The organism is Lentzea aerocolonigenes (genome assembly GCF_000955955.1).
GTDB classification, from domain to species: domain Bacteria; phylum Actinomycetota; class Actinomycetes; order Mycobacteriales; family Pseudonocardiaceae; genus Lentzea; species Lentzea aerocolonigenes_A.
In genome coordinates, this window is sequence record NZ_JYJG01000248.1 from 14,323 (window position 1) to 31,785 (window position 17,463).

At 69.0% G+C, this 17,463-nt stretch carries 14 protein-coding genes; 10 read left to right on the forward strand and 4 right to left on the reverse strand.

Annotation, left to right across the window (positions count from 1 at the left end; genetic code table 11):
* Positions 1-169: 169 nt before the first annotated feature.
* A complete protein-coding gene (locus UK23_RS29675; RefSeq protein WP_045314972.1) occupies positions 170-2,242 on the reverse strand; it encodes a helix-turn-helix transcriptional regulator in 2,073 nt (690 codons plus the stop codon).
* 208 nt (positions 2,243-2,450) lie between these two features.
* Between UK23_RS29675 and UK23_RS29680 the strand changes: the two genes are divergently transcribed.
* A complete protein-coding gene (locus UK23_RS29680; RefSeq protein WP_045314973.1) occupies positions 2,451-2,834 on the forward strand; it encodes an SsgA family sporulation/cell division regulator in 384 nt (127 codons plus the stop codon).
* On the opposite strand, the gene UK23_RS29685 is transcribed toward UK23_RS29680, so the two are convergent.
* Genes UK23_RS29685 through UK23_RS29695 form a run of 3 tightly spaced genes read right to left on the reverse strand, consistent with a single transcriptional unit; the run spans position 2,826 to position 8,088 of the window.
* Positions 2,826-5,153 carry an ATP-binding protein gene (locus tag UK23_RS29685; RefSeq protein ID WP_045314974.1) on the reverse strand — a complete coding sequence of 776 codons (2,328 nt, stop codon included), beginning with the start codon at positions 5,151-5,153 and terminating at the stop codon, positions 2,826-2,828. The two genes, UK23_RS29680 and UK23_RS29685, sit on opposite strands and share 9 nt — an antisense overlap.
* A gap of 19 nt (positions 5,154-5,172) precedes the next feature.
* A complete protein-coding gene (locus tag UK23_RS49065; RefSeq protein ID WP_052685178.1) occupies positions 5,173-7,425 on the reverse strand; it encodes an XRE family transcriptional regulator in 2,253 nt (750 codons plus the stop codon).
* A gap of 9 nt (positions 7,426-7,434) precedes the next feature.
* Positions 7,435-8,088, reverse strand: coding sequence for a GntR family transcriptional regulator (locus UK23_RS29695; RefSeq protein ID WP_045314975.1), 654 nt, complete (start codon positions 8,086-8,088; stop codon positions 7,435-7,437).
* 103 nt (positions 8,089-8,191) lie between these two features.
* Between UK23_RS29695 and UK23_RS29700 the strand changes: the two genes are divergently transcribed.
* The 9 genes from UK23_RS29700 to UK23_RS29740 all read left to right on the forward strand — a co-directional run bounded on the left by UK23_RS29700 (position 8,192) and on the right by UK23_RS29740 (position 17,411).
* Positions 8,192-9,145 carry an asparaginase gene (locus UK23_RS29700; RefSeq protein ID WP_045314976.1) on the forward strand — a complete coding sequence of 318 codons (954 nt, stop codon included), beginning with the start codon at positions 8,192-8,194 and terminating at the stop codon, positions 9,143-9,145.
* 23 nt (positions 9,146-9,168) lie between these two features.
* Positions 9,169-9,459, forward strand: coding sequence for a hypothetical protein (locus tag UK23_RS29705; protein ID WP_045314977.1), 291 nt, complete (start codon positions 9,169-9,171; stop codon positions 9,457-9,459).
* A 110-nt stretch (positions 9,460-9,569) separates the two neighbouring features.
* Complete coding sequence (gene msrB / locus UK23_RS29710) at positions 9,570-9,992, forward strand: peptide-methionine (R)-S-oxide reductase MsrB (RefSeq protein ID WP_045314978.1); 423 nt, start codon at positions 9,570-9,572, stop codon at positions 9,990-9,992.
* Between the two features lie 272 nt (positions 9,993-10,264).
* A complete protein-coding gene (locus UK23_RS29715) occupies positions 10,265-11,167 on the forward strand; it encodes a TIGR04222 domain-containing membrane protein (RefSeq protein ID WP_045314979.1) in 903 nt (300 codons plus the stop codon).
* A gap of 98 nt (positions 11,168-11,265) precedes the next feature.
* Positions 11,266-12,153, forward strand: coding sequence for a TIGR04222 domain-containing membrane protein (locus UK23_RS29720; protein ID WP_082115077.1), 888 nt, complete (start codon positions 11,266-11,268; stop codon positions 12,151-12,153).
* An 11-nt stretch (positions 12,154-12,164) separates the two neighbouring features.
* Positions 12,165-12,989, forward strand: a complete 825-nt coding sequence (locus UK23_RS49070) for a TIGR04222 domain-containing membrane protein (RefSeq protein WP_082115076.1) — start codon at positions 12,165-12,167, stop codon at positions 12,987-12,989.
* The gene (locus UK23_RS29730) at positions 12,989-13,807 is read left to right on the forward strand and encodes a DUF692 domain-containing protein (protein WP_156213471.1); all 819 of its coding nucleotides are present in this window, start codon (positions 12,989-12,991) and stop codon (positions 13,805-13,807) included. The genes UK23_RS49070 and UK23_RS29730 overlap by 1 nt, the downstream gene beginning before the upstream one ends.
* 1 nt (position 13,808) lies before the next feature.
* Complete coding sequence (locus UK23_RS29735) at positions 13,809-14,171, forward strand: hypothetical protein (RefSeq protein WP_045314981.1); 363 nt, start codon at positions 13,809-13,811, stop codon at positions 14,169-14,171.
* A gap of 165 nt (positions 14,172-14,336) precedes the next feature.
* On the forward strand, positions 14,337-17,411 hold the full coding sequence (locus tag UK23_RS29740) for a S8 family peptidase (protein WP_045314982.1): 3,075 nt from the start codon (positions 14,337-14,339) through the stop codon (positions 17,409-17,411).
* The last annotated feature ends 52 nt before the right edge of the window (positions 17,412-17,463 follow it).

Below are 17,463 nucleotides of genomic sequence, written 5' to 3' on the forward strand. Positions count from 1 at the left end.
CAGCAGCACGTCGTGCACGTCGTGCTCAGGTGCTGCGGGCGCGATCGGCTCGTTGTCGGCAGACATGGTGTGGCTCCCGTCGTTTCGTTGCTGTTGCTGGCAAAGAACGACGGGATCACCGTGCCCGGTTCACATCCGTTCGGGTGACCACGAATCTCAAATGGGAGTCTCAAATGGGACCGAAGACGGAAGACAGCTGCACCCGTCTGCTGATTCCGGCCTTGCGGTAGACACGGGTCAGGTGCAGTTCGACAGCGCGCTGGGTGACGTTGAACCGCGTCGCGATCTCCCGGTTCGTCTCTCCCTCCAGCGCCAGCTCGACGATGCGCGACTCGTGCGGCGTGAGCTTCGCCCATGCGCCACAACGGACCAGCGCAGGCCGTTCGACCAACGCCGCCCGCGCTTCTGCTGCCAGCTCGACGACTCCGGCACGTTCGGCATCGGCCAGCGCGGCACGCGGCGAGCCCAGCGCGAGGTGCAGGCGCGCCCGCTGGTGCAGCAACATCATGCACACCCAGGCCGGGGACAACGTGCCCGTGTAACCAAGGCGCACCAACATCTCCCGCGCCTCACGAAGCCGTCCGCAGTCCACACAGGACGAAACGAACGCAGCCGCCGCGAGCGCCACGCAACCCCGTGCGGGCGACCCGCGTTCTGCCAGCGAGTGCATGAGCCGGAACACCTCGGCGTGCCGGCCGTTCGCCCCGTGCGCCCACATCTGCAGCGCGACCAGCCAGTCGTTCTCCGCGCCGACGAGCCGGTCCCGCAGCGCGAGATCCAGCAGCACGCGCGACGACCCGCTGCGCAGAAGTCCAAGCCCCGCAAGCACGAGCGACGGCATCGCGTGCTCAGGAAGATCGGCGAGCACCTGCTCGGCACCTTCGCCCGACCAGAACGCGCGCAACGCCGGCGCCACCGGCGAGTCGACCACCTCCCGCGCGCTCAACGGACTCATCGCCATCGCGACGGCCCGGAACGACTCCGGCGGCCCCTCATCTCCGGCAGGCACACCGAGAACGTCCTCGTCGCACTGCCAGTCGAGCACCACCGCGGCGAGCCAGTCCAAGGCCCCGTCCGGGTTTCCCTCGGCCGAAAGCCGCTGCCAGCACCGCGCCAGCTCGTCCGCACGAGGGGCGATCCCGTACCGCAGATGGAGATCCGCCATCGCGATCGCCACCTGCGCGGCGACCTGCCCGCTCATCGGCTCGCGCAACGCCGCCCGCAGGCACCGCACCGCCTGCTCGGGCCGTCCCGCGGCACGGTGCAGCCGCGCCGCGGTCCGCAACGCCGGCGCCACCCACTGCGCCCCAACGGGTTCCGCACACGCCACGACGTGTTCGGCCACCGCGGTCACGGGATCAGAGCGCCGGTGCATCGCCCCCGCGGCTGCACGGTGCAGGCGTTCACGCAGGTCCGGCGCCATCTCCTGGCAGATTGCCCGACTCAACGCCGGTGAGACGATCCGCATCGGCTCACCCAGAGCGAGCCGGGCGTCGGCAAGACGTTCGAACGCGGCCAGCGTCGCACCCGAGTCCATCCCCGCGACCTCGCACAGCAGGTCGAGCGGCGCATTGCCGAGCACCGCCACAGCACGGGCGACCGTCACGGCATCGGCGTCCAGCACCTGCCAGTACCGCCGCACAGCCTGCAACAGGCGCGGCAACCGCAAGCCGCGCAACGAACCCGCGGAAACCTCGCCCGGCTCCAGCAGATCGAGAACATCGTTCAGCACGCCCGGCGCGCCACCGCAGTGGTCCAGGCACAACGAGATCAGCTCCGGCGAGGCCTCGGCGTCGAACCGGCGCCGGATCATCCCCGCCACCACGTCCGCGCCCACGGGCCGCAACGGAACCAGCACGGCAGCCGCGACGAGATCCGCCAGCCCCGGTGGCGGCGACACGGGATCGAAGTCCCCCGCCAGCACCACGACTCCCCGGAACCGCGCCAGCCGATCGGCGTCTTCCGCCGACAACTGCTCGACGTCGTCCACCAGCAGCAACGTGTCGCCGCCGGACAACGCCCGCAACCCGCGCACCGGCCGCATCCCGCTGCGCACCGCGATCGACGACGCTACGCACAACAACGCGCTCTTGCCCATGCCCGCCGCCCCGTGCACGACGCACGACCGCCCACTGCCGAGCGCGCCTGTCAAGGCGGCGATCTCCCGTTCCCGGCCCACCAGCACGCCACCGGCCTGGCGCACGACGGCCTCGACGAGACCGGGGCGGAGCGGGGTGACCATGCCGTCCAGCCAAACGCGAGAGGCCTCGCAGAACCATGCAGAAGGACCGGCAGAAAGTTCGGCATCTCTGCCCGTTCGCACAGCCGAAACGCCTGGCCGTCCATCGCCGGGGCCGTGAAATCGGTAATGGCAACGGCCCACCTTGAACCAATTCGCCACCCACTACGTGACAACTGCTGAACACAGGCGAACACCTCAGGGAGTCCCGATGCGGGTCGCGTCACGCACCGTTTTCGACTTCGTCCGGCCGAACGGCAACACCGCCCCGGTCGAGACCGAGCTGCTCTACCAGTCGGACGACCCGTACGCGGTGACGATGAGGTTCCACGCGGGCGGCGCGGTCGCGACCTGGATCATGGGCAGGGACCTGCTGATCGAGGGCATGACCAAGCCGTCCGGTGCCGGCGACGTCCGGCTGCGGCCACACGCCAGCCGCACGCTGGTGCTGGAGCTGATCTCCGACCGGCACGTCACCGTGTTCCGGCTGCCCACCGGCACGCTGCGGAAGTTCCTCGACGCCACCTACCGGCTCGTGCCGCCCGGTGCCGAGAACTTCGACGCGGACGCGTTCCTGGACACCGTCCTACGCTGACAGGCGCAGGGCATCCGTCAGCTGGTGCTGCAGCTTGGTCATGCCAGGCGACTCGTAGCCATCTGACTCCGCGAGCGCGCGCACTCGGTGCCGTGTCGCCGCGTCGTGGTCGTTCATGCGGTCGCAGACATCCGCCAAAGCGATCAGGACCGACACCTTGCTCTCCGGATCGGCCACCCCGTCCGCGGCCGCAGCCAGCTCGTCGCGGGCCTCGGCGAGGCGTCCCGCGGTGGCCAGCGCGGTGCCGCGGGTGTGCTGCAGCAAGCCCCGGACGCCCGGCGCCGACTCGCCCATGAGCGCGTCCGCCTCGGCGGTCACGACCAGCGCTTCGTCCACGTCGCCCGCCGCGGTGAGGCAGTCCGCGAGTCGCAGCAGCAGTTGAGCCGCGTTCTCGTCCGCCACACCTCCTGCGGTGCCGCGCACGGCCCGTCCCTCGGCGATGCACGCCCGGTGCGTCTCGACGGCCTCGGCGAAGCGGCCCAGCCGTTGCAGCAGGACGCCCGCGAACGACAGCGCGAACACCACCCCGTACGGCAGCCCGGCCTCCCGGAACAGTTCGGCGGCGAGCCGGACGTGGGCGACCCCGGTCTCGTTGTCGCCGGTGCGGGTCTCGATGGCCCCGCGGTAGTAGTGCGCCCAGGCCGTCTCGAGCACCGAGCCGCACTCCTCCGCGACCCGCAAGGCCTCCCGATGGGCGGCCGTGGCCAGCGGAATGTTCGTTATACGCGTTGCATACACCCAGCACACGAAGTTGAGCTGCTGCGCTTCCTGCTCCTGCACACCGAGTGCACGCGCGGCGTCCACGCCCGCTGAGTAGACCTCCAGCCAGAGGTCGGCGGCTCCGCGGTGGTCCGAGTACCAGTGCATCGACCGGGCCAGCGCCAACACCTGTTCGTGCGCGCCGTCGGCGATGGCTTCCCGGAACGCGCCGCGCCAGTTCGCGAGCTCCTCGGACAGCCAACGGCCGGCGCTCGCCAGGTCTGACGCGCCACGGTCGGCGGGGTGGAACGACGACGCGGCGGCCGTTGCTGTCGTCAACAGCCAATCGCGCGTGCGCAGCCTGTGTGTCTCGAGGTCGGCGTCCTCGCTGTGCAAACGCTCGCGCGCGTAATCGCGCATGAGGTCGTGGCACGAGTACCGGCCAGGGACCTCCGGCCGCAGCAGTGACGCGTCGACGAGCTCCTCCAGCAACGTCTCGGCGTCGTCGGCCGGTATGTCGGCGGCGACCGCGGCCAGCGCGACGGACGTGTCGGGCCCGTGCACCAGCGCCAGCCGACGGAAGATCATCCGGGTCTCCGGGGCGAGCTGGCGGTAGGACATCTCGAACGCCGTGCGCACCTGGACGTCACCGGTCGCGAGCACGTCGAGGCGTTCGCGTTCGTCGGAGAGCTGGTCCGCGAGCTGCCGCAACGACCAGGTGGTGCGGCCGGTCAGCCGGTGCCCCGCGATGGCCAGCGCCAGCGGCACCCGTCCGCACAGGGAAGCGACCAGGTCGGCGGCCTCCTGGCCGGCCTTGATGCGGTCGGACCCGGCAGCCTGCGCGAGCAGCTCGACAGCTCCCTCGTGGCTCAACGGGCCGAGGCCCAGGCGAGATCGGCAGTCCAGGCCCGCCAGCACGTTCCGGCTGGTCACCAGCACGAGCGAACCGGGGCTCGCCGCGAGCAACGGCCGGACCTGCGCCTCGTTCGCGGCGTTGTCGAGCACGAGCAGCACGGTCCGTTCGCGCAGCATCGACCGGTAGAGGCGGAATCGGTCGTCGGGGTCGGACGGCATCCGGGCGTCCGGCACCCCGAACGCCCGCAGCACCCGTTCCGCCGCTCGTTCCGGAGTCAGCGGCGCGGGGTCCATACCGCGCAGGTCGAGGTAGAGCAGGCCGTCGGCGAACAATTCGGCGAAGCGGTGCGCCGCGTCGACCGCGAGAGAGGTCTTGCCCACACCGGGAGGTCCGTGCAGGACGACGACGTCCAGCACCCACGACGCAGCCGCGTCGTCGATGCAGTCCGCGAGGTCCCGTTGCTCCTGAGCGCGGCCGATCAAAGGCTTCGCGGGCGGTGGCGCGCAGTCCGTGCGTTCGGCACGAGGTGTGGAGATCTCAGGTGACCTGGCGAGCGCGATGAACTCCTGGGTCTCGCCCTCGTCGAGCCCGAGTCCGGTGACCAGCAGCTCGACCGTCTGCGCGTGCGGGGCTTGCACGCGGCCGCGTTCGAGGTCGCTCAACGTGCGCACGCCGAGTCCGGTGCGCGCGGCGAGATCCTCCTGCGTGAGGGTCGCACGGCGCCGGTAGTACCTCAGGAACTCGCTGAAGGTGCTTGCCCGCATTCCCTCACCCTCTGGACCGTCACTCCCAGGACAGGCACTCCCGCACCTCGGCGGCGATCTTGCGCGTGGCGTCCGTGTCCCACCGCTCGCACGCCGTGAGCGAGTCTCGCAGATGACGTTGATACGCGCTGTCATCGCCCCGTGACTTGGCGTTGTCCGCGAGCGCGCGCAACGCCTCGATCTCTCTCACGCCGTCGCCGCACGCGCGGAACCCGTCCAACGCCCTCATCAGGTCCTCATCGGACTCGGCGACGCGACCCGCGAGCCGGTGAGCCTCGGCGCGGTGCCACTGTGCGCGCGCACGCCACGACTTCATCCGTGCGTGCGCATAGACCTCTTCGGCCTCCGTCAGCGCCGACACGGCTTCGTCCGGCTTGTGCGCGTCTATCAGAGCGAGGCCCAGCCACCAGAGAGTGCGACCGAGCGCGGACAGTTCATAAATGGTGCGAGCAAACGTACTCAGCTCGTTCGCGACCTCTGTGTGCAGGGCAACCGCCGCGTGCGGACGACCCATGCGCTGCCACAGCACGCCGAGCACCGACCGCGCGTAGAGCACGTCCATCGGCTCACGCATCCATTCGATCGCCTTGCGGCACACGCGTTCCGCCTCGTCGAGGTCGCCGAGCCCGCTGTGCGAGGCCGCGGCGATCAGCCACACCCAGCCGATGTGCCCGGTCTCCCCCGACTCCTCGGCTCGTTGCGCCGCGCGGGTCAGCACCTCCAGCGCATCCCCCGCCCGATCCATCACGTCGAACAGCACCCAGCCGAGCTGGCCGCGGATCACGATCTCCTGCCACGGCTCGCGCGCCGACATCAGTGCCGTGCGGTAGATCCGCTCCCAGATCGGGCTCGGTTCGATGGCGGCGTAGTGCGAGAGTGCGATCACCGCACGCACCACGTCGTCGTGCATGTCTTGGCGCTGCGCCTGTTCGACGATCTCGGGTACCAGGTCGCGGTGCTCGTCCAGCCACCGTCGTGCCGTCGCGATGTCCATCTCGCCGCGCGCCTGCACGCGCCGCGCGTCACCCGTCTGTCCGAAGAGGACTCCAGCGGTGACCGTGGTTTCCAGGAGTGAGGCGAGCATCGTGCGCCGAGCGTCGTCATCCGTGGCATCGATCAGGCCGTCGGCGAACGTCCGGACGAGGCCGTGGATCAAGTAGCCGCGCTCGTCGGGCTCCAGCAGGCTGACGTCGGTGAGGTCCTCCAGCGCCTGTTCCGCCTCCGCGACGCTGATGCCGGCGAGTCCGGCGGCGAGTTCTGGCGTGACGTGCGTGCCGATCAGCAGCCCGAGCCTGCGGAACACGAGCCGAGCGTTGCCGGGCAAGTGCGCGAGCGACACCTCGAACGCGCCCCGCACCTCCAGGTCGCCGGCGGTCAACGCCGCCAGTCTGCGTTCCTCGATCTGCTCGGCCAGGTGCGCGAGCGGCCAGCGCGGACGGCTGGCGAGCCGGTTGCCCGCGATCCGCAACGCGAGCGGCGACATCCCGCACAGCCGCACCAGCTCCCGCGCGGTCCTGAGGTCTTCCTCGACGCGTCTCTGCCCGATGATCGACGCGAGCAGCTCCAGCGCGGCCTCCTCGGTGAGGCCGCCGAGCCGGATCCAGGTGGCGCCCACGAGCCCGGCGAGCCTCCGCCGGGACGTCACGACCGTGAGGCAGCCAGGCGAGTCGGCCGCGAGCGCGTGAACCTCCTCCTCACAGTCCGCACCGTCGAGCACGAGCAGCAGGCGTCGTCCCGCGAGCAACGACCGGTAGAGCCTGATCTGCCCACGCTCGTCCTCAGGCAGATGCTCGGCCGGCACGCCGAGGTCCTTCAGCAACCGTTGCAGCGGCGGTGTGGAGCCCTCAAGCTCGATGAGCAGCTGACCGTCCGGAAAACATTCCTCGAGCAGATGGGCGGCCCTCACGGCGAGGCTCGTCTTGCCCGTACCCGCAGCGCCGTGGACGACAACGAGCCCGCTGCGCTTCTCGGCGATCGTGAAGAGCTCGGGGTCCCGCCCGACGAGGTCCGCCACGTACATCGGCAACGACCAGACCGGCCCCGGCGGCGCGACCCGGCCGGACCTGGCGAGTCTGCGCAACTCGTCGCGATCGTGTTCGTCGAGGTCGAGGGCGTCGAGCAACGCTTCGGTGGTGCGGCGCTGAGGCGAACGGGCACGGCCGCGTTCCATGTCGCTGATCGCGCGGACGCTGACGCCGGACCGCTCGCTGAGGTCCTCCTGGCTGAGCCCGGCCGCCTTGCGGTGGTGAACGAGCCGGGCGCCGAACGTCATGCCATCAAATTAGCGGTTCAGGCTGGTCAGCATCTGCGCACACACGCGGGAGAGGTGTCGCCGCATCACCGTGGACGCCCGCGCGGCGTCGCCGTCCTCGATCGCCTTGACGAGTTCGTCGTGGTCGTCCATCGACGCGTGCTGGTGCGGCGGGTCGTCATCGAGCGCGCTGCGGAGGAGCACCACACGTTGCTGCACGAGCCGTACCTGCTCGGCGATCCGTGGGCTGCGCGCGGCGTCGATGAGCGTCTGATGGAAGGCGAGGTCCAGCCGGTACGGGAACGGCTGCCCGGTCCTGTAGTTGCTCCGGCTCGCCGCGGACACCTCGTGCAGCCGCACCAAATCCACATCGGTGCGCCGGGAGGCCGCCAGCTCAGCCGCCGCGCACTCCAGCGCGGCGCGCAGCTCGAACAGCGCCTTGACCTCGTCGGAATCGGCATCGGGCACGAACGCGCCCCGGTGCGGTACGAGCTGAAGCAGGCCCTCGGACGCCAGGTGCCGGATCGCCTCGCGCAACGGACCGCGGCTGATGCCGAGCTTCTGCGCCACCTCGACCTCGTTGACCCGGGATCCTGGAGGGATTTCCCCAGTGAGCACCTGCTCGCGCAAGACGTCCACGGCCTGCCCGGCCAGACTCAGGTGCAGCGGGGTCGGAGGTGTCACTTTCGTCTCCTGCTCTGGACGGCACAGGCCGTCTCCTGGTTACACTAGCCACGTTGTCAACTGTCGACAGTTGGCAGTTTCACCGACTTGCAGGAGGGGTGGCATGGCACACGAGGTTGTGGCTGAGGTCTGGCGCGGCGACTTCCTGGAGTCGGTGCACCACGGCACCGTCGTCGCCACCGACGCTTCCGGCACCCCCACCCTGGAAATCGGCCGGCCGGGCGACGTCGCGTTCCCGCGTTCGTCGAACAAGCCCCTCCAAGCCCTCGCGATGCTGCGCAGCGGTGTGGACCTCGACGGCGAACTGCTCGCGCTGGCCAGCGCGTCGCACTCCGGCGAGGACTTCCACGTCGAGGGCGCGCTCCGGATCCTCGCGTCAGCGGGTCTGGACGAGACCGCCCTGCAGTGCACCGCCGACATGCCACTCGGCGAGGAAGCTCGCGCCCAGCACCTCGCCCGCGGCCTCGAAGCCGCCCCGAAGTACATGAACTGCTCCGGCAAGCACGCCGCCATGCTCGCCACCTGCGTCGCCAACGGCTGGTCGACCGAGGACTACCTGGACCCGACGCACCCGCTGCAGGTAGCCACCCGCGAGACGATCGAGGACGTGGCCGGCGAGCCCGTCGCCCAGGTCGGCGTCGACGGCTGCGGTGCCCCGATCTTCGCCATCAGCCTCACGGGCCTGGCTCGCGCGTTCGGCCGCCTCGCCGCTGCCCCGGCAGGCACCCTCGAACACCGCGTCGCCGCCGCCATGAACGCCTTCCCGCAGTGGGTCGGCGGTACGGGCCGTGACGTCACCGTGCTGATGGACGCCCTGCCCGGCGTCATCGCCAAGGACGGTGCCGAGGGTGTGTACGCGGTCGGTCTGCCCACCGGCGAGGGTGTCGCGCTGAAGATCGCCGACGGCTCGTCGCGCGCCCGCGCGGTCGTCATCGTGGCGGTGCTCAAGCGGCTCGGCGTGGACGTGAGCAAGGTGGAGGACCTGGCGACCGTCCCGGTGCTCGGACACGGCCGAACCGTTGGTGCTGTTAAACCCTCGCTTGCTCTGGCCAGTTGATTCGAGGCACTACTCTGGGGGTTATGGGCGATTCGAAGGACGAGAGCGAGAAGTTCCAGGAGGAGCTGATCGGCCTCGACCCGCACGACCCCGAGACCCAGGCGTTCGCCGACCACCTGGACAAGATGAAGCGGCAGCGCCCCGGCTACACGGTCGAGGGCTACCTCGAGGGCGTGCAGGACTTCGCCGACTCCGCCAACCGCACGACAGGCCACCAGCGACTGGTGGCGGTGATGGTGGTCGGGCTGATCCTGCTCGGCGTGATCCTGACGATCTGGTTCGCGCTGAGCGACATCCTCACGATCATCTTCTGACCCGATATCTTCCGGTCCAAACGAGAACGACTTCTTAACGAGGCCTTACGGCGCCGCCCACCACGTCACCGCCGGGAAGCCCCATGAGGGTGCCCGCGTTATAAAGGGACATGGAACCTGTTGTCGGCGCCATCCCGAAAGTCGTGCGTTCCGAAGAGGAATGGCGCGCCCAGCTGAACCCCGCCGAGTACGCGGTGCTGCGCCAGGCAGGCACCGAGCGTCCGTGGACCGGCGAGTACACCGAGACCAAGACCGAGGGCATCTACGAGTGCCGTGCGTGTGGAGCCGAACTGTTCCGCAGCGACACCAAGTTCGACTCGCACTGCGGCTGGCCGTCGTTCTTCTCGCCGCTGGCCGGGGAGTCGGTCATCCTGCGTGAGGACCGCGAGCTCGGCATGGTCCGCGTCGAGGTGCTCTGCGCCACCTGCCACAGCCACCTCGGGCATGTTTTCGAAGGTGAGGGGTATCCCACTCCGACGGACCAGCGGTACTGCATCAACTCCGTCTCCTTGAAACTCGTTCCGTCCGAATAGGAGACTGGACCGGAGTCCGGCCACCAGGACCGGACCGACCTGGGAGGCACCCATGTACTTCTTCGGTACCGATGGCGAAGGCTCCAGCGGAGTCGACGGCGGCTCGTCGAGCTGAGCCGTGCGTTGTAGCCACCAAGAGTGAGCTATAGCCACAAATCAGTGACAGAAGACGGACAACCCTAAGGCTTCGTCAACAAGCATTGCGGGCATGTGGCCCGGACCACACCATGGACTCCACCGAAGCATTTCGGGGCAGTCAGGGGGTGGCTCACATGCCGTGGGGATTGTCTGGACCGGAGTTCCTTCAGCTGTACTGGATCGGGCTGGCACTGGCCGTGCTGGTCGCGATCGTCGTCCGGGTTCGCGTGCGGGCTGGGCACAGTTCCCAGCCCGTGCGCTCCCTGGACATGGACGAGCTCGCATATCTTGCGGGCGGTCCACGACGGGTCGTCGAGACCTCCATCGCGCGTCTGCTCACCGCGGGTGAGCTGCGCACTTCACGGCGTGGCACCGTTCAGGTCACGTCCACCACGAACTCGCTGAACAAGGTGGACCGCGCCGTCATCACCGACAGCCAGCGCTACACCAACCGCACGGTCAACCTGATGGTCCCCGCCGTCTCCAAGGACGGCGCCGTGACCGAGATCGGCCGGCGGCTGGAGGAGATGGGTCTCGTCGTCCACCCGGACGTCGCGAAAAGCGCACTGCGCAAGGGATCCATCGCGTTGTGGGTGCTGCTCGCGGTCGGTGTCGTCCGCCTGGTCAACGGCCTCGCGATCGGTGCGCCCGTCGGGTACCTGGCGTTGCTGCTCCTGCTCACCGGCGCGGTCATCTTCATCCTGACGCGCCGCGGCAAGAACCTGCGCACGCGCAAGGGGAACGTCGTGCTCAGCGAGGCTCGTACCTCCTCCAGCAGCAGGATGGCCACGTCCGACGACGCCCTGTACGCGGGCGCGGCCGGGCTCGTTCTCTTCGGCGGCTTGGCCGTGTACCCGGATCTGGCGGTGCGCAGCTCGTTGCTCGCCTCGTCCGGCAGTGGGTCGAGCTACAGCGGTTACAGCGGTGACGGCGGCAGCTACAGCTCGTGTTCGTCGAGTTCTTCTTCGTGTTCAAGCGGAAGCAGCTGCGGTGGAGGCGGCGGCTGTGGTGGCGGCTGCGGCGGAGGCGGCGGCTGACCCCGTTTTCCGTTGATCGGTCCTGTTCAGGTAACACCAGGAACCCAGGGGTAGATCTCACGTCGAAGATGCACTGGCACCAGTGAAGGGGAGTGCTGATGGCCAAGTCTTCGACACCGGGTCCGGACTGGAGACCGGAAGAGATCGGGTTCCTGGCAGGGGGACCGGGCAGGGCGGCGGAGACCGCGCTGGCCCGGCTGATGGACGGCGGTCTCGTGCGGATCTCCCGAGAGGGACTCGTGACCGCCGTCCACCAGAACGGTCACGGCGCCACGACGCGGATCGAGTCGTTCATCCTCAACGCGCTGAACGGCGCGGGCCGCCCGATCGGTCACGTGGTCGGCCCGGCGTCGCACAGCCAGGAGATGGGCTCGCTGCGGCAGAGCCTGACCGACCGGGCGATCATCCGCAGGCGGTGGGGCAAGGCGAGCGGGGGCGCGACGGCGTTGCGGGTGCTGCTGACCCTGGCCGGTATCGGGTTCCTGGTGGCGACGTTCGCCACCGACCGGGCTTTCCTGGCCGGCACGATCGTGGCGTGGTTCCTGGCGTTCCTGCTGCGCGGCAAGAAGATGCTCACCCCGATGGGCAAGGGCGTGCTGGGGTACGCGCGGACGCACCAGCGCGGCCGCGTCGACGCGGTGGCGGTGTACGGGCTGAGGGGCGTGATGGGGCGTCAGCGGGTCGCGGACCTGTTCGGCCTGCCTCCCAACGTCCTGCACGCGGCGCCGCTGCGGCTGCAGCACGCCAAGAGGAAGTCGCGTTCGGACAGTGGCGGCGGCTGCGGATCGGGCTGCAGCGGCTGCGGCAGTGTGTCCAGTTGCTCCACCAGTAGTTGTTCGAGCAACAGCTGCAACAGCAGCAGTAGCTGCAGCAGTTCTAGTTGCAGCAGCAGCTCCAGCAGCTGTTCGAGCAGCAGTAGCAGTTGCAGTAGCAGCAGTTCGAGCTGCAGCAGCTCGAGCAGCAGCTGCAGCAGTTCCAGCAGTTGAGGGGGAAACTGATGGCAACACCGACGACCACACAAGTGCCGCGGCTGTCCGCGGAAGAGGCCGGCTACCTGACCGCCGGACCCGGTCGTGCGGCCGAGACCGTGCTGGCCCGGCTGATCGACGTCGGCGCGGTGCGGGTGTCCCGCGACGGCCACGTCACCGCCGTGCTCCAGAACGACTACAAGGCGACCACGAGCGTCGAGGCGCGGATCCTCAGCTACGCGCGGACGCCGGTCCAGTTCGACACGATCGTGCAGTCGACCGCGAACTGCAACGAGATGGCGGCGCTGAACCAGTACCTGCGCGACCGCGGGCTCGCGCAACTCCCCCGCCGCAGCAACCCGGTGTGGGGCGTCTACCTGGCCCTCGCGTTTCTCCTGGTCCTGCTCAGCTTCTCGGTGCCGGTGGTCCTGCTCGGTGTGCCGATCGCCGCGGCGATCGCCCTCTGGCAGCGGGGCCGGCAAGCGGTCACCGCGACGGGCAAGGCGGCGCTGCGGCAGGTGACCGCGACCGACCGGGTCCACGCCGTGGCGCTCTACGGCTTCTGCGGCAAGATCAACGGCCAGGCGGTCGCCGACCTGTTCGAGCTGTCCCAGAGCATCGTCAAGATGTTGCCGCTCAAGCAGTCCCGCAGGTCGCGGTCCTCTTCGTACAGTGGTGCCGGCTCCGTGTCGAGCTGCAGCAGCTGCGGCAGCGGGTGTGGTAGCAGCAGCTGTGCTTCGAGCAGCAGCTGTTCGTCGAGCGGCAGCAGCTGTTCGTCGGGTAGTAGTTGTTCGTCAGGTAGTAGTTGTGGCGGCGGCAGCAGCAGTTGCGGTGGCGGCGGAGGAGGCTCCTGATGGCGGGGATCACGGACCTGGGCGTCGGCATCGGCTGGCGTTCGGAGATCGACCTGACCGTGGAGCGGCTGCCCGGCGTGGACTTCGTCGAGGTGGTCGCCGAGAACCTCCACATCGGACACCTGCCGGAGTCGGTGACGTTGCTGCTGGAGCGCGGGATTCCGGTGCTCCCCCACGCCGTCTCGTTGTCGCTGGGCGGCGCGGACCCGGTCGACCTGAACCGCGTCGAGCACCTCGGCAAGATCGCCGAGGCGGTCGGCGCGCCGATGGTGAGCGACCACGTGTGCTTCGTCCGCGCCGGTGGCCTCGACTCCGGCCACCTGATGCCGGTGCCGCGCACCAAGGACGCGCTCGACGTGCTCGTCGCGAACGTCAGGCTGGCGCAGCAGAACCTGCCGGTGCCGCTCGCGCTGGAGAACGTCGCGGCGCTGCTGGAGTGGCCGGACGGTGAGCTCACCGAGGGCCAGTTCCTCGCCGAGCTGGTCGAGCGCACGGACTGCTGGCTGCTCGTCGACGTCGCGAACCTGTACGCCAACGCCCGCAACATCGGCACGGACCCGGAGCGGTTCCTGGACGAGATCCCGTTGGAGCGCCTGGCTTACGTGCACGTCGCCGGCGGCGAGCAGCACGGGGACGTCTACCACGACACGCACGCCCACGCGGTGCTACCGGAAGTTCTCGGCGTTCTCGACGAACTGTGCTCGCGGGTGACACCACCCGGTGTTTTGCTGGAACGCGACGACAACTACCCGTCGGACACCGAAATCGCGAGCGAACTCGCCGCGATCCGCGCCGTGGTGGACAAGCGCCGTGGGTGAAATGATCGGGAGCAATGACCTTTCGGCCGCACGCGAAAGGCTTGCCAAGCAGCAAGAAGCACTGCTCATTGCTTTGCTCGCGAAAGGACCTGTTCCCGCGGGATTCGACGAACAACGCTTCGACGTCGAACGTCGTGCTTTGCTGTCGAAACGCCGCGGCATCGTGCGGATGCTGGGACCCGCGGTCGCCGACGAGCTCGGCGACCGGTTCCGGCCGCTCTTCGACGCGTACGCCGTGGAAAACCCGCGTCGTGCGGGCTCACGCGCGCGCGAGGATGCCGCATCGTTCGCCGAATGGTGCCGGGCCGCAGGAGAACTGTCAGTGAAACGCAAGGCGCGCTGGAAGTTCTGGCAGTCGAACTGACGGGCGAACAGAACACCGCCCGAAATCCCCCGTTCAGCCCTGTGTGACCCCGGCCACCATCGATACGTTCGAAAGGGTCGGGGGACCTTTTTCACATTGCGACAGGAGGTTTTCCGGCCTGCGCGGACCACAGCGCGCAGCAATTCGAACCATGAGGGGATTCGAATGCGCGGAAAATCGAAAGCGTTAGGCGCCGCCCTCGCGGCACTGGCACTGACAGCGGGAACGGCGACACAAGCGTCGGCAGCACCACGGGCCAACAGCCCGAAACAGACGATCGACGAGGTCACGCTCGTCAGCGGTGACAAGGTCCTGCTGGGACAGGGTCAGCAGGTCGTCGCGATTCAGCCCGGCGACGGCCGCACGGGCATGACGTTCAAGACCCACCGAGGTGCCGACGGGCACACGACGGTCGTGCCGAAGGACGCGTTCGGGCCCCTGGCGGCGGGCCGGCTCGACCGCAGACTGTTCGACGTCACCACGTTGCTGGAGTTCGGCTACCGCGACCGGATGCCGTTGATCGTGGACGGTCACGCGAGACTCGCGGCGCGATCCTCGGACGACTGGACCGCTCTCAAGGCCGAGGCGGATTCCGGCGACAAGGTCTGGCTCGACGGCATCCGCAAGCCGACGCTGGACCGCAGCGTCAAGCAGATCGGCGCACCTGCCGCCCACGAGCGCGGCATCACCGGCAAGGGCGTGAAGGTCGCGATCGTCGACACCGGCGTGGACGAGAACCACCCGGACCTCAAGGGTCAGCAGATCGCGGAGAAGAACTTCACCACCGATCCCGACAACACCGACCACGTCGGCCACGGCACGCACGTCGGTTCGACGGTGGCGAGCCACGACTCGAAGTACGGCGGCGTCGCACCAGGAGCGCAACTGATCGACGCCAAGGTGTGCATCGAGTTCGGCTGCCAGGAGTCCTGGATCCTCGACGGCATGCGCTGGGCAGCAGAGCAGGGCGCCCAGGTCGTCAACATGAGCCTCGGCGGTGGCGACACCGAGGAGATCGACCCGCTGGAGCAGGCGGTCAACGAGCTGACGGCCAAGTACGGCACGTTGTTCGTCATCGCGGCCGGCAACTCGGGTGGCACCGGCACGGTCAGCTCGCCCAGCACCGCGGAGGCCGCGCTGTCCGTCGGCGCCGTGGACCGCGACGACTCGCTCGCCCCGTTCTCCAGCAGAGGCCCTCGCGTTGGAGACAGCGGCCTCAAGCCCGAGGTGACCGCACCGGGCGTCGGCATCGTCGCGGCGGCGGCAGGCACCAACGGCGAGCACGTCGCGTTCAGCGGCACGTCGATGGCGACGCCGCACGTGGCGGGCGCGGCGGCGTTGCTGAAGTCGCAGCACCCTGAGTGGACGCCGGCGCAGCTGAAGTCGGTGCTGGCCACCACGGCCAAGCCGACCGCGGGCCTCAGCGCGTTCGACCAGGGCGCGGGCCGCATCGACGTCTCCAAGGCGATCAACCAGGTGCTGACCGCGGACGTCGTCGCGGTGAACCTCGGCCGGCACGAGTGGCCGCACGGTGACGACAAGCCGGAGACCAAGGCGATCACGTACTCGAACCCGACCGACGCGCCGATCACGCTGGACGTGAAGCTGACCAGCGGTGCGCCGCAGGGCATGTTCGCGCTGAGCAGCTCGAACGTCACGGTTCCCGCCAAGGGCACCGCGTCCGTCAACGTCACCGGCGACACCCGCGCCGGCACCCAGGACGCCACGTACACCGGCGAGGTCGTCGCCACGTCCGGCACGCACACCGTCCGCACGCTCGTCGGCGTCGACCGCGAGGTGGAGAGCTACACCCTCGCGATCGACCTGACCGGCCGCGACGGACAGGAGCCCGCCAACGCGCTGACGTTCATCGACGGCCTGGACAACAGGGCGTTCAAGCCCGTCTTCGGCGGTGACCAGAAGGTCCGCCTGCCCAAGGGCACCTACGTGGTCGACTCGTCGATCACCTCGCCCACGACCTTCGACATGGTGATCCAGCCGACGGTGAAGCTGACCGGTGATCTGACGATCAAGCTGGACGCGAGCCTCGCGCAGCCGATCGACGTGAAGGCGCCGGAACCCACCGGCACCTTCGTGGTCGGCGACCTCTCCTGGAGGCGCACGTACGGCACCGCGACCGTGGGAGCGGGGCTGATCTCGTTCGGCGGCTTCGACGGCGTCGGCGCGGTGCAGATGGGCGGTCCGCTCTCGCCGAAGGAGATGGCGTCGCTGACCACGTTGCACGCGAACTCGGCAGCCGACGCGAACGTCTACTACCGGCTGTCGTACCCGGTCGGCGGCACGCTGCCGACGGGTCTGACGCGCGCGCCGAGCAAGAAGGACCTGGCTCGCGTCGAGGCCACCATCGGCGGTCTCAAGCCGGACAGCCAGGCGACCAAGGGCGAGTTCCCGTTGTCGGTGCACGGGATCGGCGGCGGTTCGGCGCTCTACCCGGTGCCGGCGGGCAGCAAGGCCGTCGACTACGTGACGACCGAGGACGTGCGCTGGCAGTCGATCGTGCGCATCGTCCACGCGAACGGCAGCCAGGAGCAGACGATCTCCGGGCTTCGCACGTACGAGCCGGGCAGGACGTACCAGGAGCGGGAGAACCAGCCGGTGTTCTCGCCCGCGCTGCCCGAGTCGCCGTACCCGTACGGCCAGCGCAACGGCACGCAGCTGTTCGTCGGAGTGCCGATGCTGAGCGACGCGAACAACGGCCAGGGCGGCTCCACTGTGGACGGTTTCAAGGTGTCTCTTCACCGCAACGGCGCGTTGATCGGCGAGAACGACGGCGGCAGCTTCCAGAACGTGCCGCTGCCGGACGCCGACTTCCGCCTGGAGGCGAACCTCGACCGCAGCAAGCAGTTCGAGTTCAGCAGCAAGATCTCCGCGGCGTGGACGTTCAGGTCCAAGGGTGTGCCGGGCGAGATCAGCACCATCCCGCTGAACGTGGTGCGGTTCGCGCCGAAGCTCGACGACAACGGTGCGGTGCCCGCGGGAACGTTGCAGCGCATCGGGTTGCTCACGCAGTCGTCGGGTGACACCGGCAAGGTGCGCGTCACCGGCGTGCAGTACTCGCACGACGACGGTGCTTCGTGGCGCAACGCGGGCGTGGTCGGCAACAGCGCGTTGATCTACCACCCGCAGGGCTCGAAGTGGACCTCGCTGAAGGCCACCGCGAAGGACGCCAAGGGCAACACCGTGGAGATCACGGTGATCCACGCCTACAAGGTGAGCTAGAAAACGATGAAGGGAACCTTCATCCACTTGAGGTGGATGAAGGTTCCCTTCA